This window comes from Rhizobium sp. Leaf341, assembly GCF_001424325.1.
In the GTDB taxonomy this organism is placed as follows: domain Bacteria; phylum Pseudomonadota; class Alphaproteobacteria; order Rhizobiales; family Rhizobiaceae; genus Ferranicluibacter.
Genome location: NZ_LMPE01000010.1, coordinates 222,418 through 245,288 on the forward strand (window position 1 = coordinate 222,418; position 22,871 = coordinate 245,288).

The 22,871-nt window shown below is 65.1% G+C and carries 21 protein-coding genes and 2 tRNA genes; 18 read left to right on the plus strand and 5 right to left on the minus strand.

The genetic code is table 11. The features are described 5' to 3' along the window. Positions 1 to 325 precede the first annotated feature (325 nt). The gene (locus ASG03_RS10845) at positions 326 to 2,518 is read left to right on the plus strand and encodes an esterase-like activity of phytase family protein (protein WP_062693567.1); all 2,193 of its coding nucleotides are present in this window, start codon (positions 326 to 328) and stop codon (positions 2,516 to 2,518) included. Positions 2,519 to 2,647: 129 nt separating this feature from the next. On the opposite strand, the gene ASG03_RS10850 is transcribed toward ASG03_RS10845, so the two are convergent. Next, entirely contained in the window at positions 2,648 to 3,130 is a 483-nt protein-coding gene (locus ASG03_RS10850; RefSeq protein ID WP_062693568.1) for a MarR family winged helix-turn-helix transcriptional regulator, read from the minus strand. Between the two features lie 238 nt (positions 3,131 to 3,368). On the opposite strand from ASG03_RS10850, the gene ASG03_RS10855 reads away from it, so the two are divergent. From ASG03_RS10855 to ASG03_RS10865, 3 genes are all read left to right on the plus strand, one after another. Beyond that, positions 3,369 to 4,655 (plus strand): metallophosphoesterase family protein, encoded by a 1,287-nt coding sequence (locus tag ASG03_RS10855; RefSeq protein WP_062693630.1) that lies wholly within the window; start codon positions 3,369 to 3,371, stop codon positions 4,653 to 4,655. After that, positions 4,655 to 8,179 carry an ATP-binding protein gene (locus ASG03_RS10860; protein ID WP_062693569.1) on the plus strand — a complete coding sequence of 1,175 codons (3,525 nt, stop codon included), beginning with the start codon at positions 4,655 to 4,657 and terminating at the stop codon, positions 8,177 to 8,179. Before ASG03_RS10855 ends, ASG03_RS10860 begins: the two co-directional genes overlap by 1 nt. Positions 8,180 to 8,388: 209 nt before the next feature. Next, a complete protein-coding gene (locus tag ASG03_RS10865; RefSeq protein ID WP_062468431.1) occupies positions 8,389 to 8,769 on the plus strand; it encodes a hypothetical protein in 381 nt (126 codons plus the stop codon). Between the two features lie 53 nt (positions 8,770 to 8,822). Here the strand turns inward: ASG03_RS10865 and ASG03_RS10870 are convergent, their stop codons facing one another. The 3 genes from ASG03_RS10870 to ASG03_RS10880 all read right to left on the minus strand — a co-directional run bounded on the left by ASG03_RS10870 (position 8,823) and on the right by ASG03_RS10880 (position 11,125). Continuing rightward, positions 8,823 to 9,053: a hypothetical protein gene (locus ASG03_RS10870; protein ID WP_062468429.1), complete on the minus strand. Its 231-nt coding sequence runs from the start codon at positions 9,051 to 9,053 to the stop codon at positions 8,823 to 8,825. Positions 9,054 to 9,270: 217 nt separating this feature from the next. Continuing rightward, positions 9,271 to 9,627: a response regulator gene (locus ASG03_RS10875; RefSeq protein ID WP_156379921.1), complete on the minus strand. Its 357-nt coding sequence runs from the start codon at positions 9,625 to 9,627 to the stop codon at positions 9,271 to 9,273. Further along, positions 9,620 to 11,125 carry a sensor histidine kinase gene (locus tag ASG03_RS10880; RefSeq protein ID WP_062693570.1) on the minus strand — a complete coding sequence of 502 codons (1,506 nt, stop codon included), beginning with the start codon at positions 11,123 to 11,125 and terminating at the stop codon, positions 9,620 to 9,622. The genes ASG03_RS10875 and ASG03_RS10880 overlap by 8 nt, the downstream gene beginning before the upstream one ends. Before the next feature lie 194 nt (positions 11,126 to 11,319). Between ASG03_RS10880 and ASG03_RS10885 the strand changes: the two genes are divergently transcribed. From ASG03_RS10885 to ASG03_RS10910, 7 genes are all read left to right on the plus strand, one after another. Continuing rightward, entirely contained in the window at positions 11,320 to 11,598 is a 279-nt protein-coding gene (locus ASG03_RS10885) for a hypothetical protein (RefSeq protein ID WP_062693571.1), read from the plus strand. A 45-nt stretch (positions 11,599 to 11,643) separates the two neighbouring features. Then, on the plus strand, positions 11,644 to 12,063 hold the full coding sequence (locus ASG03_RS10890) for a DUF4174 domain-containing protein (RefSeq protein ID WP_162241377.1): 420 nt from the start codon (positions 11,644 to 11,646) through the stop codon (positions 12,061 to 12,063). Positions 12,064 to 12,115: 52 nt separating this feature from the next. Continuing rightward, positions 12,116 to 12,292, plus strand: coding sequence for a hypothetical protein (locus ASG03_RS21455; protein ID WP_156381805.1), 177 nt, complete (start codon positions 12,116 to 12,118; stop codon positions 12,290 to 12,292). 469 nt (positions 12,293 to 12,761) lie between these two features. After that, entirely contained in the window at positions 12,762 to 14,351 is a 1,590-nt protein-coding gene (locus tag ASG03_RS10895; RefSeq protein ID WP_162241380.1) for a peptide ABC transporter substrate-binding protein, read from the plus strand. A gap of 278 nt (positions 14,352 to 14,629) precedes the next feature. Then, a complete protein-coding gene (gene oppB, locus ASG03_RS10900) occupies positions 14,630 to 15,553 on the plus strand; it encodes an oligopeptide ABC transporter permease OppB (RefSeq protein ID WP_062693573.1) in 924 nt (307 codons plus the stop codon). Continuing rightward, on the plus strand, positions 15,546 to 16,676 hold the full coding sequence (locus ASG03_RS10905; RefSeq protein WP_062693574.1) for an ABC transporter permease: 1,131 nt from the start codon (positions 15,546 to 15,548) through the stop codon (positions 16,674 to 16,676). Before oppB ends, ASG03_RS10905 begins: the two co-directional genes overlap by 8 nt. Before the next feature lies 1 nt (position 16,677). Further along, positions 16,678 to 18,279, plus strand: coding sequence for an ABC transporter ATP-binding protein (locus ASG03_RS10910; RefSeq protein WP_062693575.1), 1,602 nt, complete (start codon positions 16,678 to 16,680; stop codon positions 18,277 to 18,279). A 225-nt stretch (positions 18,280 to 18,504) separates the two neighbouring features. On the opposite strand, the gene ASG03_RS10915 is transcribed toward ASG03_RS10910, so the two are convergent. Further along, positions 18,505 to 18,580, minus strand: a tRNA-Val gene (locus tag ASG03_RS10915). Positions 18,581 to 19,025: 445 nt separating this feature from the next. Between ASG03_RS10915 and ASG03_RS10920 the strand changes: the two genes are divergently transcribed. The 7 genes from ASG03_RS10920 to ASG03_RS21460 all read left to right on the plus strand — a co-directional run bounded on the left by ASG03_RS10920 (position 19,026) and on the right by ASG03_RS21460 (position 22,862). After that, a tRNA-Asp gene (locus ASG03_RS10920) sits at positions 19,026 to 19,102 on the plus strand. A gap of 343 nt (positions 19,103 to 19,445) precedes the next feature. Further along, positions 19,446 to 19,811, plus strand: coding sequence for an NADH-quinone oxidoreductase subunit A (locus tag ASG03_RS10925; protein ID WP_062693576.1), 366 nt, complete (start codon positions 19,446 to 19,448; stop codon positions 19,809 to 19,811). Further along, positions 19,802 to 20,380 (plus strand): NuoB/complex I 20 kDa subunit family protein, encoded by a 579-nt coding sequence (locus ASG03_RS10930; RefSeq protein WP_062468416.1) that lies wholly within the window; start codon positions 19,802 to 19,804, stop codon positions 20,378 to 20,380. Before ASG03_RS10925 ends, ASG03_RS10930 begins: the two co-directional genes overlap by 10 nt. Before the next feature lie 102 nt (positions 20,381 to 20,482). Continuing rightward, positions 20,483 to 21,082, plus strand: a complete 600-nt coding sequence (locus ASG03_RS10935) for an NADH-quinone oxidoreductase subunit C (protein ID WP_062468415.1) — start codon at positions 20,483 to 20,485, stop codon at positions 21,080 to 21,082. A gap of 59 nt (positions 21,083 to 21,141) precedes the next feature. After that, positions 21,142 to 21,438: a four helix bundle protein gene (locus tag ASG03_RS22235; protein WP_082475686.1), complete on the plus strand. Its 297-nt coding sequence runs from the start codon at positions 21,142 to 21,144 to the stop codon at positions 21,436 to 21,438. A 63-nt stretch (positions 21,439 to 21,501) separates the two neighbouring features. Continuing rightward, the gene (locus ASG03_RS10940; RefSeq protein ID WP_062468412.1) at positions 21,502 to 22,692 is read left to right on the plus strand and encodes an NADH-quinone oxidoreductase subunit D; all 1,191 of its coding nucleotides are present in this window, start codon (positions 21,502 to 21,504) and stop codon (positions 22,690 to 22,692) included. Beyond that, positions 22,692 to 22,862, plus strand: coding sequence for a hypothetical protein (locus tag ASG03_RS21460; protein WP_156379918.1), 171 nt, complete (start codon positions 22,692 to 22,694; stop codon positions 22,860 to 22,862). The genes ASG03_RS10940 and ASG03_RS21460 overlap by 1 nt, the downstream gene beginning before the upstream one ends. Positions 22,863 to 22,871: the final 9 nt, after the last annotated feature.

Here is a 22,871-nt window from a genome sequence, read left to right on the forward strand (position 1 = left end):
TGCGATCCCCGGGGCGGCGTCAACGCTTCGCCTCAGGGGTCGTGACATCAGCGTTCGGCGCCGGCATTCCCAAGGGAACCCCGGCAGACCGCGCGCTTCAAGCGGCGCTGCGATGCGGGATCAGGGGCTTCTCCCGGTCCTGCCATCCGCCAGCAACAGGAGAGGGCTCAGGCCGCTCTCCTCGTCTTCCGGCCCGGGTCATCCCGGGCCTTTTTCGTTCCTGTCATTCCCCTGTCATATGGGCACGCCAGAAATCCGGCAGGTGCCGCGACCAGTCTGCCGGCACCGCGGCTTGGACGCCGCGATCATGTCGAGGGGATGTCTCATGAAAACCGTATCCGTCACCGCCGCGCTCGCGGCCCTGCTTGCGGCCTCGGTGGCCGGCCCCGCGTCTGCGGAGCCCGTCTTCAACCGCATCGCGTCCTTCGCCGTGGCGGACAACCTGCCGGCCGGGGTCGATCGCAAGACGGTGACCTCTGCCGAAATTGTCACGGCCACCGACGACGGAATGACGCTGGTCTATTCCGACAGCCCCCAGAAGGCGATCGGCTTCATCGACATCACGAACCCTGCGTCACCGAAGGCGGGCGGCGTCGTCCGCTTCGACGGCGAGCCGACCTCCGTGACGGTTGCCGGCCCGAAGGCCCTCGTTGCCGTCAATACGAGCCCGAACCGCGCCAATCCGTCAGGCAGGCTTGCGGCGGTCGACATTGCAAGCCGCGCCGTGACGGCGGCTTGCGAACTGGGTGGCCAGCCGGACTCGGTTGCGGTGAACAAGGACCGGACGCTCGCCGCCATTGCGATCGAGAACGAGCGCGACGAAGAGGTGAACGACGGCGCGCTGCCGCAGATGCCGGCCGGCGATCTGGTCATCGTGAAGCTCAACGACGGCGTGCCCGACTGCGCCACCATCCGCCATGTCGCCTTGACCGGTCTGGCCGACGTCGGCGGCGAGGATCCGGAACCGGAGTTCGTCGCCTTCAACAGTCGCGACCAGATCGCACTGACGCTGCAGGAAAACAACCATATCGTCATCCTCGACGGGCGCTCCGGTAAGGTCGTCTCGCATTTCTCGGCCGGCACGGTGGATCTTGACGGCATCGACACGAAGCGGGACGGCAAGCTTTCCTTCACCGGCACGCTGAAGGGCGTGGCCCGGGAGCCGGATGCGGTCAAGTGGCTCGACGACGACAGGCTGGTTGTCGCCAACGAGGGAGACTGGAAGGGCGGTGCGCGCGGTTTCACCATCTTCGATACCCGCGGCACGGTGCTCTTCGAGGCCGGCGCCAGCCTGGAGCATGCGGCGGCGGCCGTGGGTCACTATCCCGAGAAGCGTTCCGCGGCGAAGGGCATCGAGCCCGAGGGGCTGGTAGCGGCGACCTTCGGCGATGATCGGCTGTTCTTCGTGCTCGCCGAGCGGGCATCGCTCGTCGGTGTCTACAAGGATACCGGCGCCGAGCCGCACCTGCTCCAGCTTCTGCCGTCGGGCATCTCGCCGGAAGGCGGCGTGGCCATTCCAGGCCGAAACCTGCTGGTCACCGCCAACGAGGCCGACCTCGTCGAAGACGGGGCGGCGCGCTCGCACGTTATGATCTACGAGCGCAAGGAGGGCAAGCCGGCCTATCCGCAACTCCGCTCCGCAGAGAAGGACGGCGTGCCGATCGGCTTTGGCGCTCTCTCGGGTCTGGCGGCCGTGCCGGGTGCGCCCGGCAAGCTCTATGCCGTCAGCGACAGCGTCTATGGCGCCGAACCGCGCATCTTCACCATCGATGCGACGAAGAGCCCGGCTGAGATCACGGATGCGCTGACCATCACCCGCGACGGCGCACCGGCGCAGAAGCTCGACATCGAGGGCATCGTCGCGACGGAGGATGGCTTCTGGCTGGCATCCGAAGGCAATGCCGACAAGCTGGTGCCGCATGCGCTCTACCAGGTCAACGCCAAGGGCCAGATCAAGAAGGAAATCCCGCTTCCCGAAGAGCTGCGCGCCGCAGAGACCCGCTACGGTTTCGAAGGCATCGCCGTTGCCGGAAAGGGCGATGATACGACCCTGTGGATGGCGGTGCAGCGCGAATGGAAGGACGACGAGAAAGGCTTCGTCAAGCTCGTCTCCTACACGCCGAAATCGGGGGAATGGGGCGCCGTGCGCTATCCTCTCGAGACGACGGGCGAGGGCTGGGTCGGCCTATCCGAAATCACGATCTACGGCGACAACGCCTATGTCATCGAACGCGACAATCTCGTCGGACAGGCCGCGAAACTGAAGAAGATCTTCCGGGTGTCACTCGCCCAACTGAAGCCGGCCAAGCTCGGTGGTCCGCTGCCGGTCGTCGCCAAGGAGGAATTCCGGGATCTGCTCCCCGATCTGAAGGCGCTGAACGGCTACGTGCTCGACAAGGTCGAGGGTTTTGCGATCGACGGGACGGGCACCGGCTATGTCGTCACCGACAATGATGGCGTCGATGACAGCTCGGGCGAGACGATGTTCTGGACCATCGGCACGATCAACGCGATGTGACCGCTGTCGGAGGACAGGACCGGGCCTCGTGCCCGGTTCCTCTTGGCCGTCCGGCGTTCGTCCTGGCCCTCCGGCCGGTGCGATGACCCGATGGCCCGATCGCGTTGGCGCAGCGCCAGCTGTCGGCGCTCAGGCCTCGTGCGCCGTCACCGACGCCATGGCGGCCTCGTCCTGCTCGCGCCGCTCGCGGATTTCGTCCGTGCGACGGACCAGCTTGCTGACGATGTCGTGCAGCTGGTCGAGCTGCTCGTCGTCCAGTGCCGAAAAGATTTCCTCGATCAGCTGTTTGCGCGGATGTTCCGCGGCCTCGAGCGCGATCCGGCCGACATCGGTAATGGACACGATCTTGGCGCGGCGATCCTCGGGGTCCGGCTGGCGGACCACCAGCTTGTCGCGCTCCAGTCCGTCGATGGCTTCAGTCACCGTGCGGGGCGCGAAGTTGAGCGCGCAGGCGATATCCGTCGAGCGGCAGGGACCGAGCTTGTTCAGGAAGAACAGGAACTTGCTGCGGGCCAGCGACACGCCTTCCTCCGTCATCGACTGGTTGATGAGCCGGTGGACGCGATGATAGAGCTCGAACAGCTTGTCGGAGACGTCGAATGTCGTTTTCATCACGTGGAGATGGACGTTATGAGGGCCCATGTCAAATGCCTTCGCGGCGATCTGAAACCGGGTCGCGTGAAAGTGGATCGGGGTTCCTGAAGAGCAACACAAGCCGCCGGAGCCCATGCGCCACAGCATCCGGCCAGTGAGGGCGTGTGCAGGTCGGAAGGTGACCGCCCGGTGGAAAGACGACGGCGAGAACGCCGAAACGATTGACGTCCGTGCGCTGGCAGGGCCATGGTCGGGCATGGCTTTCCGCTTCATTCATACCGCAGACCTTCACCTTGATTCTCCTCTCCGCAGTCTGGCGCTCCGCAACGGGGAGCTCGCAGAGCATGTCCGCGGTGCCACCCGCGCCGCGCTGACGGCCATCGTCGATCTCTGCATCGCAGAGGCCGTCGATGCCCTCCTGATCGCGGGGGACCTCTACGACGGGTCGCAGACCTCGATGAACACGGCCCTGTTCCTGATGGGCGAGATGCGCCGGCTGGAGACGGCCGGCGTGCGGGTCTTCGTCATTCGCGGCAATCACGACAACCAGTCGGCCATTCGCCGCGAATTGACCTTTCCCGACAACGTTCATGTCTTTTCCAACCGTGCGAAATCCGTCAAGGCGGCGACCCTGGCCGACGGGCGCGCCGTCTATATCCACGGGATCGGCTTCGACCAGCCGCATGCGCCCGACAGCCTCCTGCCGTCCTTTCCCGGGCCTCAGCCGGAGGCCGTCAATATCGGTATGCTGCACACGAGTCTGGCCGGGGCGCCCGGCCACGATCTCTACGCCCCGTGCAGCGTGACGGAGCTTGTCGCGCACGGCTTCGATTACTGGGCGCTCGGCCACGTGCATCATCGCCTCGTCCACAGCGAAAGGCCGCTGATCGTCATGCCGGGGATGCCGCAGGGCCGCGACATCAACGAAGCCGGTCCGAAGAGCGTGACGCTCGTCACCGTCGGTGAAGGGGGCGACATCCGTCACGACGAACGACGTATCGGCAGCGCCGTGTTCGAGCGGGCGATCGTCGACCTGACAGGCATCTCGGAATGGCGGGCGCTGCTCGCCCGGATCGGCGACGATCTCGCGCGCCGCGTCGCGGCGGCGGGTGCGCAGCATCTCATTCTGCGCCTGCAGCTGACGGGCACCACCGCGCTTGCCTACCGGCTCAAGCGCGATCCCGGCTTTCTGACGGATGAGGTGACCGGGCTTGCCAATGCCTTGCCCGGCTGCTGGGTGGAGAAGATCGAGATCGACTGCCAGGCGCCTGATCTTGCGACGACCCCCGGCCATGACGCCGCGACGGGTCTCGACCCGGCTGCGGAACTCTCGGTGCTGATCCATCGCGACGTGCTCGGCGCACACGGGTTTCGCCAGCAGGCGGCCGACCTGATGGCCGAGCTTCTCGGCCAGCTGCCGCGCGAATTGCGGGAGACCTTCGGTACGGATGAAGCCGCTGTCGAGGCGCTGCTGGCCGAGATCGCGCGCGACGGCAGCGACGAGGTGCTGGCGCATGTGCGGGCCGGCGAAGGGGATCTCTGATGCGTCTGTCCGCCCTCGATCTCGTCCGCTATGGAAAATTCACCGGCAAGCAGCTCCATTTCGGCCCAGCCCGGCCCGGCAAGCCGGACCTTCATCTGGTCTACGGACCGAACGAGGCCGGCAAGTCGACATTGTTTTCGGCGGTGCTCGACCTGTTCTTCGGCATCGAAGGCCGCAGCCCCTATAATTTCCTTCATCCCTATCCCGCCATGCGCATCGGCGCGACGGTGGACACCGGGGGGCGCAGCCAGTCTTTGTTTCGGGTGAAGCGGCAACAGAACACGCTGATCGACGCCCATGACCAGCCACTGCCCGAGGGCCTTCTCGCCAATGCCTTGGGCACGGTGGACCGGGCAACCTACCAGCTGATGTTCTCGCTCGATGACGACAGCATCGAAAAAGGCGGGGAAAGCATCCTGCGCAGCGAGGGCGAGCTGGGAGCGCTGCTTTTTTCCGCCAGCTCCGGGCTGCCGGACCTGACCGGCGTCATGGCCGACCTCAAGGGCCGGACGGATGCCTTCTACCGTCCGCAGGCGCGCAAGCATCGGCTGGCCGAACTCAAGGCCGAACTCGATGCGCTGAAGGACGAGCGCGCGGCGATCGATGTCAGTCAGCGGGAGTACACAGCGCTTCGCAAGACCCGTGACCTCGCGACGGAACGGCACGAGGCCGCCCTCGCCATGCGCGCTGCGCTCCGCGTCCAGTGGGACGCGGCGAATGCCAAGCTCGAGGGCCTGCCGCTGCTCCTGCGGCTGCGCGCGTTGCGCGGTGATCTGGCCGCCCTGAGCGACCTCCCGGATCCGCCCGCCGTCTGGCACCAGATGCTGCCGGACCTGATGCGGGCCGAAACGGAGATCGGCATCCGTCTTGCGCAGGTCGCTGCCGATATCGCGCGGCGCACGCAGGAGCGGGATCTGCTCGCGCGTGACGAAGCCGTTCTCGCCCTGCGCGACGACCTGCGTCGTCTCGAAAGCTCGGGGCTCGAAGCCCGCTACCGCACGGCGGCCCAGGACATGCCGTCGCGCACTCAGGAACGCGCCGTCGTTGCCGCGGATCTGGCGGTGCGGCTGCTGCAGCTCGGCCGGCGCACCGACGAGAACCCTGAAGCGCTTCTCATTCCCGCAGCGACCATTGGCCGGCTGCGAGCCCTGGCCGAGTCCCATGCACGCCTGACCGAGCGGCAGGACGCATCCCGCAGGGAGCTTGCCTTGAGCGAGGCCGCGCACCGCACGGCGCTGGACGACGTGGACACGAACGGCCAACCACGGGCAGGGCGGGCGCCGGGCGCGACCCCCGCTCGCGATCTGCAGGCCCGCGACCTGCAAGCCGGCGACCTGCAAGCCGGCGGCCTGCAAGCCCTGTCTGATCTCCTGCGCGCGTTGCGGCGTGAAGATTTCCCGCTTCGCCAGACGGCCGCGCGCGAAGAGACGGCGCGGCTCGAGGATCTCCTTTCCGATCAGCTGGCGTCGCTTCCGGGCCGGCACGATGGCGAGAGCCTCGCCCGCGTGCCCGTTCCCGCCGAGGGCGATCTGGCGGACTGGTCGTTCCGAAGCGAGCGTGTGGCCGAGCGCCTGCGGCTCATCGACGAGCGCCGCGCAGAAATCGCCCTACAGCTGGCCACCGCGCAGGCCGAGCGCGATTCCCTGCTCGCCCAGGCGGAATTTGCCGATGACGGGCGCGTGGCCGAGCTGCGCCGGGCGCGCGATGCCGCCTGGCGGGCACACCGCGAGACGCTGGCCGCCGACACGGCCGACAGGTTCGAGAGCGCGCTGGACAGGGATGACCGGGCGAGCGCCTTGCGGCTGACGCAGACCGAACAGATCGCCCGGAGCCGCGCTCTGGCGGTGACGATCGCCGACCTCGTCGCGCGTCAGACAGCCTACGATCAGCAACGTGCCGAGCAGCTGGCGGAGCGCAGCGCGCTCGGTGACGCGATCGCGCAGGCGGCGGAGGCCTGCAACCTGCCGGCGGACCTGTCGCTCCCGCGGCTGGAGGACTGGTTGCAGCGTCGCCTGAAGACGCTGGAGACGCGGACGGCCCTGCGCGCCATGCGGCAGAAACAGGCGCAGGCCGACGCCGACGAGGCGCGCGCCATGGCCCGATTGGCGGCCGCTTTCGGCGAGGATGCCGCGCTGCCCGACGATTTCGAGACGGCGCTGGCCTTCGGCGAGCGCGTGCTGGCTGCGGCACAGGCCGAGGCGGCCGAAGGGCGTGCGCGTTCGGAGGCTCTGAAGCGCACGGAAGCCGCGCTCGCATCGCGGCGGAGCGACGCACAGGCGGCGGAGGCCGCGATGGCGGAATGGGCGCAATCCTGGGCGGACGTCCTTTCCGGGCTCTGGCTGGCGCCGGACGGCGTGGTGCCGAGCCCGGCCGAGGTCATGCCGTCCCTGACGGTGCTGGCCGAGATCGACCGGCTGGTCCAGCGCCGCAACGATTTCGACCATCGGATCCAGGCGATGGGGCGCGACCAGGCCGCCTTCGTCGCGGCCGTTTCCGCCTGCTGCACGCAGCTCGATCTGGAGGTCGGCGACGATCCGCTGGCGGTATACACACGGCTGCTACAGCGCGTGGCGGCTGCCGAGCAGGTCGAGGCGCTGTTCGACCGTCTGTCCCGGGAGCTGGACGAACGCGCGCGTGAAGCGCATTCGCTGGCCGAGAGCCAGGAGCGGCACGACGCCAGCAAGCGCGATATGCTGGCCTTCTTCGGCTGCACCGAACTCGGCGACGTCGCGAGCCACCTCGAAACCGCGAAAAACCGAACCCGATTGCGCGAACGTATCGGCGAAACCGAGTCCGATCTCGCAGCCCGCCTGCGGGTCGCGACAGCGGAGGAGGCCGAGATGATCCTCGTTGCGCTCGACGCGGAGGGGCTGCGCCGCGAGGCGGCCGAGCTCTCCGCGCGCCATGACGAGGCGGATCGGATGGTCCAGGATCGGCATGCGGAGTTGCGCGATGCGGAGCGGGGGCTGGAAAAGGCGGCCGGCGACGATGCGGCCGCCTTTATCGAGGAACGCCGCCGCACGGTTCTCGCCGATATCGAGGAGCAGGCGCTGGCCTATCTCCGGCTGCGCGCCGGGCTCCTGGCCGCCGACATGGCCTTGCGGCTCTACCGCGAACGGCATCGCAGCGCGATGATGCAGCGGGCCTCCGCCGCCTTCGCCACCATCAGCGGCGGGGAATATGAGGGCCTTTCGACCGAGATGGAAAAGGGGACGGAATTCCTGCTGGTCCGCTCCGTGACGGGGGCGACCAAGCTTGCAAGGGATCTGTCGAAGGGAACACGGTTCCAGCTCTATCTCGCGCTGCGCATGGCGGGCTTCCACGAGATCAGCGCCCAGCGCGAGGCCCTGCCGTTCATCGCGGACGATATCATGGAGACCTTCGACGATGGTCGCGCCTTCCACGCCTTCCGGCTGATGGCGGAGATGGCGGGGGTCGGACAGGTGATCTACCTGACGCACCACGAGCATCTCTGCGCGATCGCACGCGAGGCCTGTCCGGACGTGGTTCTGCATCGTCTCTGAGCGATTGCCGGACGGGATGATGGGGTGGACTTGCGGGCGGGCGGCAACTGGCTCTATAGGGAGGCAGCCAGTCGGCGTCCCGGGCGCGGTCGTGACGGGGCCGTGCGGCTCTTGCGTTTAGACAACTCGAGAGGCCGACGGAGCGCCGCGGCGCCTGCAGGGCAGGTGACCGATCAACCGAGGTGGGCCATGTCCGGCCGGAGGCAGCGATGAACAATTTCCATGTCGGCCAGAAGGTCGTCTGCATCGACGACAAGTTCAAGAACGTCTCGATCGACCAGCTGATCCGCAAGGGCGAGATCTACACCATCCGCTGGGTCGGCGCCTACAGCCACTATATCGACGGCGAGTTCATCGGCGTGAAGCTCGAGGAGATCCACCGGGGCAATGACGACGGGCCGGAAGGCTATGGCGCTGCCGACATGCCCTATCGCGCGACCCGGTTCCGGCCGCTCCTGAAGGACCGGCTGTCGACGCTGAAGAACCTCCTGGCCCCGACACCCAAAGGCGAGACGCCTTACGCCCCTCCGGCACCCGAAGAGCCGAAGCGCGCGGCGCCCAAGCGGGAAAAGGAAAAGGTCGACACCTGAGCCGGTGCGGCCGCTGTTGGCTGGATGGGGTTCCGCGCAACGGAACGGCGCGCTTAGCGCTCGCTCCTGCCGCGGGCGCTGTCCTGCAGCAGGTCCTGCAGCGCGGCTTCGCTGATCATGCCGCACTGGAAGACATGAATCCGGCGCGCGGCGGCGATGTCCCCCGTCTCCGCACCGGCCGTGCAATGATCCTCGAAGACGCGTTCCAGCGCATGACCTCCGCGAGAGGCATGCTGTGCGTCCGGATGTCCTTCGGCGAGATGGCCGAAATTCCGTGTGGGCATGGTGATCTCCACCGATTTGACGGGCGTGCCGAGATACGCGCGCGCACATAAACAGACGTCCGATTGTACAGGACCCAGCCGGACTGGCGATTACCAGATCTGACCTGTCATTCGTCGCAGGCGCGATGAATTATTCCGAGCGTCGTGAAATATCCTACGCAACGGCGATGACGCAGACATGACCGTTCCGTGACAATGCGGAGGCAGGCCCTCCGCGTCAGAGCGCAGACGCCAGAAGGCGGCCGACATCGCCGACATTGAACGGCTTCTGCAGGACGGGCGCGGACAGTCCGGAGCCTTCGAGCCCGGCAGCGCCATAGCCGCTGGCGAACACGAAGGGAATCCCGCGCGTGCGCAGCAGCTCGGCGATGGGAAAGGACTGTTTGCCGGCGAGGTTGATATCGAGGATGGCGATATCGACGTCGATCGTGCGGGCGAGCTCCAGGGCCGGTTCGAGCCGCATGGCGATGCCGGCGATTTCGCAGCCCAGCTGGATGATGAAATCCTCGATGAGGAGCGCGACCAGCATCTCGTCCTCGACGATCAGGACACGTTTACCGGCAAGCTTATCCAAGATCGGCGCTTTCGCGGATGGCGGACAGCGGCGCCGAAAGTTCGAACACAAGGCCCTCGGGCCTGTGGTGGATGCGCACTTTTCCGGACAGCTCGACGGGAAGGGCGCGTTCCAGGAGATGGAAGCCGAAACCGCGCCGCTGCGGCGTCTGCACGGGCGGCCCGCCTTTCTCCCGCCAGGTCAACCGGAAGACCTCCTCATCCTCCAGCCGGGCGGTCTCGCAGACGATGTCCACGCGGCCGTCCGGGCGCGACAGCGCGCCGAACTTCGCGGCATTGATGGCGAGTTCGTGGAGCGCGAGCGCGAGGGACAGGGCGGCATGCGGCTCCAGACGAAGTGCCGGGGAGGTCACGTCGAACCGGGGAGGGTTCGGATCCCCGTCGAGCACGAGCGCCGTGTCGAGGACGTCGGACAGATCGGCGCCCGTCCAGTTCTGCGCCGTCAGCATGTTGTGCGCCCGCGAGAGGGCAAGGATCCGGTCGTTGATGGAATCGGATGCTTCCCGCAGCGACATCGCACCGCGCAAGGTCTGCGTGGTGATGGCCTGAACTGAGGCGAGCGTGTTCTTGACGCGATGGTTGAGCTCGTTGACGAGCAGGCGCTGGCGATGCTCGGCGATGACCCGTTCGGTGACGTCCGAGCCCTGCACGAAGATATGCGTGACGGTGCCGCTGTCGGACTTGATGGGCTGATAGACGAAATCGATGAACCGCTCCTCGGGGCCGATATCGGGCGAGCGAATGATGACAAGGCGCTCGGACCAGCGGCTGACAGGCTCGCCTGTGTGATAGGCCTGATCGAGAAGCGCCCAGAAGCCTTGGTCGGCAAGCTCCGGCAAGGCGTCGCGGGCGGGCTTGCCGATGACGTCGCGGTCGCCGATCAGCGCCTGATAGTTGGGATTGAGCATCTCGAACACGTGATTTTCGCCGCGCAGCATCGCCATGAAAGTCGGCGCTTGGGCAAAGAGCTGCAACAGGCGCTCGTGCTCGCGAGCAATGCGCTGGCGCGCCACGACCTCGCCGGTCGTTTCCACCACGATGGCGATGACACCGGCCGGCGTTCCCGCTTCGTCGAGCACCGGCGAATAATCGAGATTCATCCAGACCTGTTCCGGGACGCCGCGCCGGTGCAGGGTCAATTCCTGGTCGCGATAGGCCAGCGTACCCCCGGCGAGGCCGACCTTCATGACGTGATCGTTGAAATCCGCAATTTCGGCCCAACCCTCGCGGACCTTGGAGCCCAGAAGCTGCGGGTGGCGCTTGCCGGCAAAGACGGAATAGGCGTCGTTGTAGATCATGATGCCATGCTCGCCCCACAGCATGACGATCGGCACGGACGACTGCACCAGAAGCGCTGTCGCCGTCCTGAGGCTGCCCGGCCACGTCTCCACGCGTCCGAGCGGCGTGGCACCCCATTCAAAGTCGCGGATCAGCTGCCTGATCCCATTCCCTTTCCCGAGAAAGGCGAACGCGTCTTCGGTCCGGTTGTTCTCGGTCATTCCCACCACCGTCTGTCCGTCCGTCCGTGAGGCGACGGCTCCAGTGGCGCGCCTCATTTCTCTGACGACATAGCAATCCGGCCTCGTCTGGCAAGGTGTCGTGGCGAGAAGTCGCGATGCCCTCCGGAACAATCGCGCCGATTTACGTGTTGCTAAGACAACGCCGGAGCAAGAGGCGCGGGAGGATGACCGTCATGAGCAGCAATGTCGAACCGAGAACGTTCGGGCACGGAAACATGGAAGGCAAAAAGGATGTCGAGGCGTGCAAGGCGAACCTCGCCGACGCCTTCCAGTCGATCACGCGCAGCGGTGAGGTCAGCATGGGCTCGGCGGCCGGTGCCGAACTGCCCGACGAACTGCAGGAGCTGGTCAAGCAGGCGGAAGCCTCCGGCTGGCACCGCGATGTCGCGGAAGAGGCGATCCGTCAGCTGGCGCGTGAACTTCTCGGCGCCCGCGGTGCCGCCTTCGACTGAACTTCGACGGAAATGCCGAACGACGATACGGCTGAGGAGACGATCATGCTCAAATCCCTGATGACCGAAATCTTCGGCGTCGGCCCCCATCCGGAGGAAACGTCCGGCCATCTTCATGACCTGCAATGGGAAAAGCGCATTCTGGTGATCTTCTCCGATCCCGCAGGCATCAAGTCGCAGGCCCAGTTGCTGGCGCTGAAGGCCGACAAGGATGCCCTGCGCGATCGCGATCTCGCCGTGTTCTCCGTCGACGGCAATGATGTCCGCCCGGAGTTCGGCTCGGATGTGGTGCCGCAGGCGCATATGCTGCGCAAGGAACTCGGCTGCACGCCCGGAACCTTCGCCCTCGTGCTCGTCGGAAAGGATGGCCATGTGAAGGCTCGGTACGATGACGTCGTCGAACCCGCCCTTGTTTTCGCCGAGATCGACAGCATGCCCATGCGGCGAGCCGAGGCCGGCCTTTAGGCCTGCACCCCGCCGCCGACGTTTCTGGAATTCCCGTCTGACAGGAGACCCCATGTCCACCGTAGCCGATATGTCCACCGTACCCGATCCCGTTCTTCCGCCGGCCCCCGGCAATCCGCCGATCCCCACGCCCATGCCGCCGATCACAGAACCGGAGCCAGACCGGCTGCCGGACGAGACGCCGAATCCCAATCCTGACGAGACCGACGCGCCGCCCTTGTCGGTATGAGCAGTCGGCATCGGTTTGAGCGGTCGGCCTTGGGGATTGCGCACAGCTTCTTTGGTGCGAAATAATCCGTGCGCGGCACGCGCGGGGAAAGGTTGATCACAACTTTCGGCTGTCGTGTTTTGCGTGTTTGCGGGCGCACGGCGCGGTCGAGCCCGCGGCGAGGTCCGTCCCGGATATGGCCTTTGACGTAAGGTGCGGGAGGAGTTTGACGCCGCTTCCCGGCCGTCTGTTTGCCCGGGTCCTCTGCTGTTCACCGGGTTCGGATGGACAGCCTTTCTTGCAACCGGCGGGATGATCGACGGCCCGCCGCCGGTCCGCCCGGTGCTGGCGGACGAGATCGGGCAAGGGTTGCGTTTCCCCAATTTTTCGCCTTTGCTGCCGCTTTGGCGCCCCGAGATGGCGCAAACGGGCAAGGAGAGTATCGATGACCGCACCCCTGACTGGACGCCGGCCTTTGCCGATGACGACCATGACGCGGACCCTGCGACGGGCCGCCCTGATCGGCTCGCTGTTGCTGGGCGCAAGCCCCGCATTGGCCGAGGTCGTGCTCAATCGCGGCAATGCCGGTGAGCCCCAGACGCTCGACCAGGCGCATACCTCGATCAACATCGAGGAGTTCATCCTCAAGGATCTCTACGAAGGTTTGACGATCTATGACGCCAAGGGCGAGATCGTGCCCGGTGCGGCGGAAAGCTGGACCGTCTCCGACGACGGGACGGTCTACACCTTCAAGCTGCGCGACAATGGCAAGTGGTCGGACGGATCCCCGGTGACGGCGGAGGATTTCGTGTTTTCGCTGATGCGGATCGAGGACCCGAAGACGGCGGCCGGTTATGCCAACATCCTCTATCCGATCAAGAATGCCGAAAAGGTCAACAAGAGCGGCGCACCGCTCGACCAGCTGGGCGTGAAGGCGATCGATCCGAAGACGCTGGAGATCACGCTCGAGCGCGCGACGCCCTACTTCCTCGAATTGCTGGCGCACCAGACGGCTTTGCCGATCTCGAAGGCGAGCTTCGAGAAGAACGGTGCCGATTTCGTCAAGCCCGGCATCATGGTGTCGAACGGTGGTTTCAAGCTGACGGAACATGTCGCCAACGATCATCTGACCCTGACGAAAAACGAGAACCATTGGGACGCGGCCAACATCAAGCTCGACAAGGTCGTCATCTACCCGCTCGAGGATCAGGCCGCCGCGGTCCGTCGCTACGAGGCGGGCGAGCTGCAGGTGAACTACAATTTCTCGGCCGACCAGATCGAGCGGCTGAAGAAGCAGTTCGGCGACGAGGTCCATATCTCGCCGGCGCTTGCGACCTACTACTACGTGTTCGACACCCGGACCGCGCCGATGGATGACGTGCGTGTCCGCCGCGCGCTGTCGATGGGCATCGACCGCGACTTCCTCGCGACGGAAATCTACAGCGGCTCGCAGCAGCCGGCCTACGGCTTTGTGCCTCCGGGCCTGCCGGACTACGGCGCCCCGTCGCTCGCCGATTTCGCGACGAAGAGCCAGCTCGACCGTGAGGACGAGGCTCTTGCGCTTCTGAAGGAGGCGGGCTTCGGCGAGGGTGGCAAGCCGCTCGAGATCGAGATCCGCTACAACACCAACCCCAATCACGAGCGCGTCGCAACGGCGGTCGCCGACATGTGGAAGACGGCCTTCAACGCCAAGGTGACGCTGGTCAATCTCGACGTGTCCTCGCATTACGCCTACCTGCAGGAGGGCGGCAAGTTCTCGGTGGCGCGCGCCGGCTGGACGGCCGATTACGGCGATCCGGAAAACTTCCTCGCCATGAACACGACGAGCAACAAGACCTTCAACTACGCCAAGTGGAGCAATGCGGACTACGACGCATTGATGGCGAAGTCGAACGACGAGAAGGACCCCGCGGCCCGTGCAAAACTGCTGCACGAGGCAGAGGCGCTGCTCATGAAGGAGCAGCCGGTGGCCCCCCTTCTGTACCAGAACGAGCTGTGGCTCGTGTCCAAGAAGGTCAAGGGCTGGGTCGACAATGCCAACAACCAGCATCTGAGCCGCTTCCTCAGCATCGGCGAGTAAGCCAAGTGAGTCAGGGCTTGCTCGGTCATGGCTGAGTGAGCCCTGGCCGAGTGTGCCTGACATGGCGGGTCCCGGCCGCTGCCCTGCGCGCCGCCGCCTTTCACGCTTTCAAAACGTCACGGTCGCGCGAGCCTTTTTCAAACGTTCCGCGCCGGACGGCCCCTCGCTCCCGCCCGCCTTGCGAACGACCGCAACCGATCCGGCCTCGTGCCGGCGTCGTCGGTCCGGTCGATCGGGGCACGTGTCGCTGTTCCTTCCGCCCTCCCATGGAGACGGCCATGCTATCCTTCGTTCTTCGCCGCCTTGCGAGTGCCGTGCCGACGCTGTTCATCGTCGTCACGATCTCGTTCTTCCTCATGCGCTTTGCGCCCGGTGGCCCGTTCAATCTCGAGCGGCCGCTTTCGCCCCAGACCATGGCCAACATCAACAAGGCCTATGGTCTGGATCTGCCGCTCTGGCAGCAATATCTGCGCTACCTCGGCAATGTCGTGCGCGGTGATTTCGGGCCGAGCTACATCTATCGCGACAACACGGTCGATCAGCTGATCGGCATGGGGTTGCCGTATTCGATCGAACTGGGCCTCTGGGCGCTCGGGCTTGCGCTGGTCGGCGGTGTCGCCGCGGGCACGTTTGCCGCCCTCAGGCAGAACAGCCTGCTCGACGTCGGCCTGATGACCCTGTCGACGGTGGGTGTCACGGTGCCGAATTTCGTCATCGGGCCTGTCCTGACCCTCATCTTCGCGGTCACCCTGTCCTGGCTGCCGGCCGGCGGCTGGGGGGACGGATCGCTGCGGTTTCTGATCCTGCCGATGATCGCGCTGGCGCTTCCCCAGCTCGCCGTCTTTGCCCGCCTGACGCGCGGCGCGATGATCGAGGCGCTGCACACGGACCATATCCGCACGGCACGCGCCTACGGCCTGCCGGCCCGGACGGTGGTGGTGACGCACGCGATGCGCGCGGCCATGCTGCCGGTCGTCTCCTATCTCGCGCCTTGCGCCGCAGCGCTGCTGACGGGCTCCGCCGTCATCGAGACGCTGTTCACCATTCCCGGTGTCGGCCGCTTCTTCGTGCTCGGCGCCATCAATCGCGATTATACGCTGGTCATGGGCACGGTCGTGCTGATCGCGGTCTTCGTCATCGTCTTCAACCTAGTGGTCGACATTCTCTACGGCCTGCTCGATCCGAGGGTTCGCCATGAGTGATCTCGCCCAGATGCCGGCGGTAATGCCGGAAGCGGCAAGCCGCAGCCTGTTCCAGCTCGCCGCCACGCGCTTTCGGCGCAACCGCGCCGCCATGGCCGGCAGCGTCGTGCTGGTGCTCGTCGCCCTGTTCTCGTTCCTCGGGCCGCTGTTCATCAGTCACGCCTACGACCAGGTCTTTCCCTCCTATGTCTCCGTGCCGCCGAGCCTCGAGCCGCGGCCCGGTGCCGACAGCCTGGAGGGCGCGATCTCGGCCGCAGCCGCCCGGGCCCGCGTCACGCTGCAGGCGTTCGACGTCGAAGGACAGACCTTCACGGCGACCTTCACGGCCGACGCGGCGATCGATCCGCGAACGACGCGCTATATCGATCGCGCCAATGAGTTCGACGACACCAAGGTCACGGAAACGCGCGACGATGGACGCACGATCGTGGTCGAGGGGCGCGTGTCGCGCGAGTATTTCCTGTTCGGCACCGATTCGAACGGCCGGGATCTCATCGCGCGCGTCATGCTCGGCGGGCAGATCTCGCTCGCGGTCGGACTGCTCGCCAGCCTCGTCTCCCTCGGCATCGGCGTTCTCTACGGCGCAACGTCGGGCTATCTCGGCGGTCGGGTCGACAATGTCATGATGCGGTTCGTCGAGATTCTCTACTCGTTGCCCTTCGTCTTCCTCGTCGTCGTGCTCGTGGTCTTCTTCGGCCGCTCCTTCATTCTCATCTTCCTGGTGATCGGCGCGGTGGAATGGCTCGACATGGCGCGAATCGTGCGCGGGCAGACGCTGGCGCTGAAGCGCCGGGAGTTCGTGGCCGCCGCGCAGGCGCTCGGGCTGACCGACTGGCAGATCATCCGCCGCCACGTCGTGCCCAACACCATCGGACCGGTCGTCGTCTTCGTCACCGTCGTGGTGCCCAAGGTGATTCTCCTCGAGAGCTTCCTCTCCTTCCTCGGCCTCGGCGTTCAGGCGCCGCTGACGAGCTGGGGCGCGCTGATCTCCGAAGGGGCCAACAACATCCAGTCGGCGCCATGGCTGCTGATCTTTCCCGCCTTCTTCTTCGTCCTGACCCTGTTCTCTTTGAACTTCGTCGGCGACGGGCTGCGTGACGCACTCGATCCGAGGGACCGCTGACATGTCGGAACCAGATGACATCATTCTCGACGTTCGCAATCTCAAGGTGACTTTCGACACGCCGGATGGACCGGTCGAGGCGGTGAGGGGCATCGACCTCGACGTCCGGGCCGGAGAAACGCTGGCCGTCGTCGGCGAAAGCGGTTCGGGCAAGAGCCAGACCATGATGGGAATCATGGGCCTGCTCGCCGTCAACGGACGCGTCAGCGGCCAAGCCGCCTATCGCGGGCAGGACCTGATCGGCCTGCCGGTGAAGGCGCTGAACACCGTGCGCGGCGCCAAGATCACCATGATCTTCCAGGAGCCGATGAGTTCGCTCGATCCGCTCTATACCATCGGGCGACAGATCTCCGAGCCGATCGTCCACCATCGCGGCGGCAGCTTCCGGCAGGCGCGGGCGCGCGTGCTCGAGCTGCTCGACCTCGTCGGCATTCCCGATCCGCAGCGGCGAATCGACAGCTATCCGCACGAGCTTTCCGGCGGCCAGCGCCAGCGCGTGATGATCGCCATGGCGCTTGCCAACGATCCCGACATCCTCATCGCCGACGAGCCGACGACGGCCCTCGACGTGACGATCCAGGCGCAGATCCTCGATCTCCTGAAGTCGCTCCAGGCACGCTTCGCGATGGCGGTGGTTCTCATCACCCATGATCTCGGCGTCGTCCGGCACGTGGCCGACCGCGTCGTCGTGATGCGGCGGGGAGAGGTGGTGGAACGGGGCGCGACGACGGACATCTTCGAACGGCCTCAGGCCGACTACACGAAGATGCTGCTGGATGCCGAGCCGCGCGGCGAGAAGCAACCGGTGCCGGCCTCCGCGCCCGTCCTTCTCGATGGGCGGCGTGTCTCGGTGGACTATGCGATCGGAGGTGGCCTCTTTTCCAAGCGTTCCGGCACCTTCCGCGCGGTCGACAGTGTCAGCCTTCGGCTCTGCGAAGGGCAGACGATCGGCGTGGTCGGCGAATCGGGCTCGGGAAAATCGACGCTCGGACGGGCGCTTTTGCAGCTCGTGCCGGCCTCGGGCATCATCCGCTTCGACGGGCAGGACATTTCGGGCTTCGACCGGAAGGCAATGCGCCCGCTCCGCCGGCAGATGCAGCTCGTCTTCCAGGATCCGTTCGGTTCGCTATCTCCGCGACAGACCGTCGGCGAGATCATCACGGAGGGGCTCTATGTCCACGAGCCGGATCTGAGCCGCGCCGACCGCGACAAACGTGCCATCGAGGCGCTGAAAGAGGTCGGGCTCGATCCGCAGGCGCGCAACCGCTATCCGCACGAATTCTCCGGCGGCCAGCGGCAGCGCATCGCGATCGCGCGGGCGATGATTCTCAAACCGCGTCTCGTCGTTCTCGACGAGCCGACATCGGCGCTCGACCGCTCGGTGCAGGGGCAGGTGATCGACCTTCTGCGCCGCCTGCAGGATGCCCATGGCCTCTCCTATGTCTTCATCAGCCACGACCTTGCCGTCATCAAGGCCATGGCCGACTACGTCATCGTCATGAAGGATGGTGAGATCGTGGAGGAGGGGGACACCGAGGCCCTGTTTGCGGCTCCGCGGCAGGCCTATACGCAGACGCTGCTCAGCGCGGCCTACACCGCCTGACGGTGCAGCGCCGCTGCGGCAGGCCGGCGCCGTCACGCGCACGAGACATACCGGTACGCGGACGCGCACCCTGAACGTATCTGCGCGCGGACGCGCACACGAACCATACCGGCGCGCGGACGCGCGTCGGGTCCACGCCCGACAAGCATGTAGGAACACGCGTCTTACGTCCCGTGAGGGAGCACCTGGATAACGTTCGGAGTGGGATAGCAAGGCGGGGAAGAATGGTGGGCGATGACGGACTCGAACCGCCGACATCCTCGGTGTAAACGAGGCGCTCTACCAACTGAGCTAATCGCCCGCCGCGTTGGTGGCCGTGATGTATTCGGAACCGCCGCAAACCGCAAGACCGGATGACGGGTTTTCCGGTGTTTTTTTATGGAGGCCGCACCTCTCCCTCTTTTCTCCCGCATTTCCCGGCATCGCGCGCGCCGCGAAGGATGTTTTCCGCCTTTTTCGCAAGCGTTTCGGGCGAAGACGAGGGGGGTGTGGAAAAGCCGCTTCATTTTCTAAGATACGGAAAACGAGACGATTTTCGCCCCGACGCCCTGTGTTGCCGGGGTTTGCCGGCCAGCGGCGAGGGATCGACAGGCGGGCCTTCGGGAAGAAAATCCAGATTGTCATCATTTTGTATTTGAACGCGCTTGACACTCCCCGAAACCCCCCGTAAACAGCCGCTCATCGAACGGCGCAACGCCGGACGGTCACGGAAGACGGACTGAAAAGAACGGTTTTCCAAACAATGCGCGGGTGTAGCTCAGTTGGTTAGAGTGCCGGCCTGTCACGCCGGAGGTCGCGGGTTCGAGCCCCGTCACTCGCGCCATTTTACTTTCACAGTAAAATGAAAATGTCGATCAGCGGTCCTCGAAAGAGGACCGCGACATTTTGCCCCTTCGCCCTTTTGAGGGCTTCCCCACACTGGTAATCTTCCCGGAAACGACTATGTAGGTTGTAGCTCTGCAATGCCTCGGACATGGTCCGGACGGCTGGAGGAGAACCACGAAATAGCGGGACTCTTCATTCGCTCCAACGAGCGGATGAAAACAGGAAGCGAGGCTTGCGCCATGGCGCGGGCTGCGCTAACGACTTTGGCGTTGCAACATTTTCGGCCTGCAGGCAGACGCCATTCGCGCCTCACCGGTGCGGCCGCGGGCAGGGACAAAATAATGACAGACCTTCTCGGTTCTTATATCCCGATCGCCATCTTCATCGGCATCTCGCTCGTCATCGGCCTCGCCCTCCTGGCGGCGCCGTTTGCGGTTGCCTTCAAGGCGCCGGACGATGAAAAGCTTTCGGCCTACGAGTGCGGCTTCAATGCGTTCGACGATGCGCGCATGAAGTTCGACATCCGGTTTTATCTCGTGTCGATCCTGTTCATCATCTTCGACCTGGAAGTCGCGTTCCTCTTCCCCTGGGCGGTGGCGTTCAAGGGCATGGGCTGGTTCGGCTTCTGGTCCATGATGGCCTTCCTCAGCGTGCTGACCATCGGATTCATCTACGAATGGAAGAAGGGAGCGCTCGAATGGGAGTAGCAACCACGAACCCCATGGTGGCACAGTCCCCCAAGGGCATCATCGATCCCTCGACGGGCAAGCCGGTCGGCGCCAATGATCCGTTTTTCGGCGAAATCAACAATGAACTCGCCGACAAGGGTTTCCTCGTCACCTCCACCGACGAGCTGATCAACTGGGCCCGCACGGGCTCGCTGATGTGGATGACCTTCGGTCTCGCCTGCTGCGCCGTGGAAATGATGCAGATGTCGATGCCGCGCTACGATGCCGAACGCTTCGGCTTTGCGCCGCGTGCGTCGCCGCGCCAGTCCGACGTGATGATCGTCGCCGGCACGCTGACCAACAAGATGGCGCCCGCACTTCGCAAGGTCTATGACCAGATGCCGGAGCCGCGTTACGTCATCTCGATGGGCTCCTGCGCCAATGGCGGCGGCTACTATCACTATTCCTACTCGGTGGTGCGCGGATGCGATCGCGTCGTGCCTGTCGATATCTACGTGCCGGGCTGTCCTCCCACGGCAGAAGCGCTGCTTTATGGCGTGCTGCTGCTGCAGAAGAAGATCCGCCGCACGGGTACGATCGAACGTTAGGCCCAACTGCAGCCCCCGCGCGTTCGGCGCCGGGGGTCTTCGGCCACAGGCTTCAGGGATGTCTTGTCCCTGACCGGGTGGTCATCCGGATAAGGACACGCCATGAGTGAAGCTCTGAACAGCCTCGCCACCTATCTTCGGGAAACGAACGGCGCCCTGTTCGCCGAGGCGACGATCGCGTTCGGCGATCTGACGCTGACGACGACCGGCGAGAACATCGTCGCGCTGCTCACGTTCCTGCGCGACGACGCCCGCTGCGGTTTCGTCAACATCATCGATGTCTGCGGCGTGGATTATCCCTCGCGCCCCGAGCGGTTCGATGTGGTCTATCATCTCCTGTCGCCCAAGCAGAACCAGCGGATCCGCGTGAAGGTCGCGACATCGGAAGAAGAGCCGGTTCCCTCGATCTGCGGCGTTTTTCCGGGCGCCGACTGGTTCGAGCGTGAGGCCTACGACATGTACGGCATCCTTTTCACGGGGCATCCCGACCTGCGCCGCATCCTCACCGATTACGGTTTCGAGGGGTATCCGCTGCGCAAGGACTTCCCGCTGACAGGCTATGTCGAAGTCCGCTACAACGACGAAGCCAAGCGCGTGGTCTACGAGCCGGTCGAACTGAAGCAGGAATTCCGCAACTTCGATTTCCTGTCGCCCTGGGAAGGGACGGATTACGTCCTGCCCGGAGACGAGAAGGCGAAGTGACGGTCTGGAAAACGGGGCTTTGCCCATCGGCAATCGTTTGAAGGAGAGGTCGGACGGCGATCTCCTCCTCGGGAACAGGTTTCGGCTTCGTCTCCCGGATCCGGAGATCGGCCGCGTCCGTTGCGGCCGAAATCTCCGGACGGTACAGCAGAGAATGGGGCTCTTCCGTGCATCATCTGACGATCGCACAAGGGTCTTCAAGGGAACGCAAAGCGCACCGTATCCGATCGGTGCGGGTGGGCATGATCGACGCGGACCGCCTGACGACGTCTCTGGAGGATGCGACGGACATTGGAAAAATGTCGCGTGTCCTGATAGGGGTCTTGCGAGATGGACGGTATCAGCGTGACGTGTGATATGAACGACCCGACTGCCGACTGGCACCTGGCTAATTGCAGAGAGCGCGGAGCGCGAAGCGAATGAACGAACACAACATCCGCAACTTCAACATCAACTTCGGGCCACAGCACCCGGCGGCGCATGGCGTGTTGCGTCTGGTGCTGGAGCTGGACGGCGAGATCGTCGAGCGGGTCGATCCCCATATCGGTCTCTTGCACCGCGGCACCGAGAAGCTGATCGAGGCGAAGACCTATCTGCAGGCCCTGCCGTATTTCGACCGTCTCGACTATGTCGCGCCGATGAACCAGGAACATGGGTTCTCGCTGGCGGTGGAAAAGCTGACGGGTACCGAAGTGCCGATCCGCGGCCAGTTGATCCGCGTTCTCTATTCCGAAATCAGCCGCATCTTGTCGCACCTTCTGAACGTGACAACGCAGGCGATGGACGTCGGCGCGCTGACCCCGCCGCTCTGGGGCTTCGAAGAGCGCGAAAAGCTGATGGTGTTCTATGAGCGCGCCTCGGGTTCGCGCATGCACGCCGCCTATTTCCGCCCGGGCGGTGTCCATCAGGACCTGCCGCACGAGCTGGTCGAGGACATCGGCAAATGGATCGATCCGTTCCTGAAGACCGTTGACGATATCGACGACCTCCTGACGGGAAACCGGATCTTCAAGCAGCGCAACGTCGATATCGGCGTCGTGAGCCTTGAGGATTGCTGGGCCTGGGGCTTTTCGGGCGTCATGGTCCGCGGCTCGGGCGCCGCGTGGGACCTGCGCAAGTCGCAGCCCTACGAGTGCTATGCCGACATGGACTTCGACATCCCGATCGGCAAGAACGGCGACTGCTACGACCGCTACCTGATCCGCATGATCGAAATGCGCGAATCGGCGAAGATCATGCGCCAGTGCGTCGATCGCCTTCTGGGCGACGCCAAGGTCGGACCGGTCTCCTCGCTCGACGGCAAGGTCGTTCCGCCGAAGCGCGGCGAGATGAAGCGGTCGATGGAAGCGCTGATCCACCATTTCAAGCTCTATACCGAGGGCTACCACGTTCCGGCCGGCGAGGTTTACGCCGCGGTCGAGGCCCCCAAGGGCGAGTTCGGGGTCTATCTCGTCTCCGACGGCACCAACAAGCCGTATCGCTGCAAGATCCGGGCACCGGGTTACGCGCATCTGCAGGCGATGGACTACATCTGTCGCGGCCACCAGCTCGCCGACGTCTCGGCGATTCTCGGCTCGCTCGACATCGTGTTCGGGGAGGTCGACCGCTGATGCTGGATCGTTCCGTCGCCGCCCGCCGCTTCGTCATCCAGACGCTCGATCGTCTTCTGGCCCAGTCGGCCAAGACCGGCGCGTCTTCCGCCGCGGTCGATCGCCGCGAACAAAATACATCCGGATCCGAGCAGCTGCTGAGCAGCCTGTTTGCCGGGTCGAGAAACTGAAATAGGGTG

Bases quoted from the DNA above. Each gene is read 5' to 3' on its own strand.
- ASG03_RS10845 (WP_062693567.1), top strand. From the start codon at position 326: ATGAAAACCGTATCCGTCACCGCCGCGCTCGCGGCCCTGCTTGCGGCC.
- ASG03_RS10850 (WP_062693568.1), bottom strand. From the start codon at position 3,130: ATGAAAACGACATTCGACGTCTCCGACAAGCTGTTCGAGCTCTATCAT.
- ASG03_RS10855 (WP_062693630.1), top strand. From the start codon at position 3,369: ATGGCTTTCCGCTTCATTCATACCGCAGACCTTCACCTTGATTCTCCT.
- ASG03_RS10860 (WP_062693569.1), top strand. From the start codon at position 4,655: ATGCGTCTGTCCGCCCTCGATCTCGTCCGCTATGGAAAATTCACCGGC.
- ASG03_RS10865 (WP_062468431.1), top strand. From the start codon at position 8,389: ATGAACAATTTCCATGTCGGCCAGAAGGTCGTCTGCATCGACGACAAG.
- ASG03_RS10870 (WP_062468429.1), bottom strand. From the start codon at position 9,053: ATGCCCACACGGAATTTCGGCCATCTCGCCGAAGGACATCCGGACGCA.
- ASG03_RS10880 (WP_062693570.1), bottom strand. From the start codon at position 11,125: ATGACCGAGAACAACCGGACCGAAGACGCGTTCGCCTTTCTCGGGAAA.
- ASG03_RS10885 (WP_062693571.1), top strand. From the start codon at position 11,320: ATGAGCAGCAATGTCGAACCGAGAACGTTCGGGCACGGAAACATGGAA.
- ASG03_RS10890 (WP_162241377.1), top strand. From the start codon at position 11,644: ATGCTCAAATCCCTGATGACCGAAATCTTCGGCGTCGGCCCCCATCCG.
- ASG03_RS21455 (WP_156381805.1), top strand. From the start codon at position 12,116: ATGTCCACCGTAGCCGATATGTCCACCGTACCCGATCCCGTTCTTCCG.
- ASG03_RS10895 (WP_162241380.1), top strand. From the start codon at position 12,762: ATGACGCGGACCCTGCGACGGGCCGCCCTGATCGGCTCGCTGTTGCTG.
- oppB (WP_062693573.1), top strand. From the start codon at position 14,630: ATGCTATCCTTCGTTCTTCGCCGCCTTGCGAGTGCCGTGCCGACGCTG.
- ASG03_RS10905 (WP_062693574.1), top strand. From the start codon at position 15,546: ATGAGTGATCTCGCCCAGATGCCGGCGGTAATGCCGGAAGCGGCAAGC.
- ASG03_RS10910 (WP_062693575.1), top strand. From the start codon at position 16,678: ATGTCGGAACCAGATGACATCATTCTCGACGTTCGCAATCTCAAGGTG.
- ASG03_RS10925 (WP_062693576.1), top strand. From the start codon at position 19,446: ATGACAGACCTTCTCGGTTCTTATATCCCGATCGCCATCTTCATCGGC.
- ASG03_RS10930 (WP_062468416.1), top strand. From the start codon at position 19,802: ATGGGAGTAGCAACCACGAACCCCATGGTGGCACAGTCCCCCAAGGGC.
- ASG03_RS10935 (WP_062468415.1), top strand. From the start codon at position 20,483: ATGAGTGAAGCTCTGAACAGCCTCGCCACCTATCTTCGGGAAACGAAC.
- ASG03_RS10940 (WP_062468412.1), top strand. From the start codon at position 21,502: ATGAACGAACACAACATCCGCAACTTCAACATCAACTTCGGGCCACAG.
- ASG03_RS21460 (WP_156379918.1), top strand. From the start codon at position 22,692: ATGCTGGATCGTTCCGTCGCCGCCCGCCGCTTCGTCATCCAGACGCTC.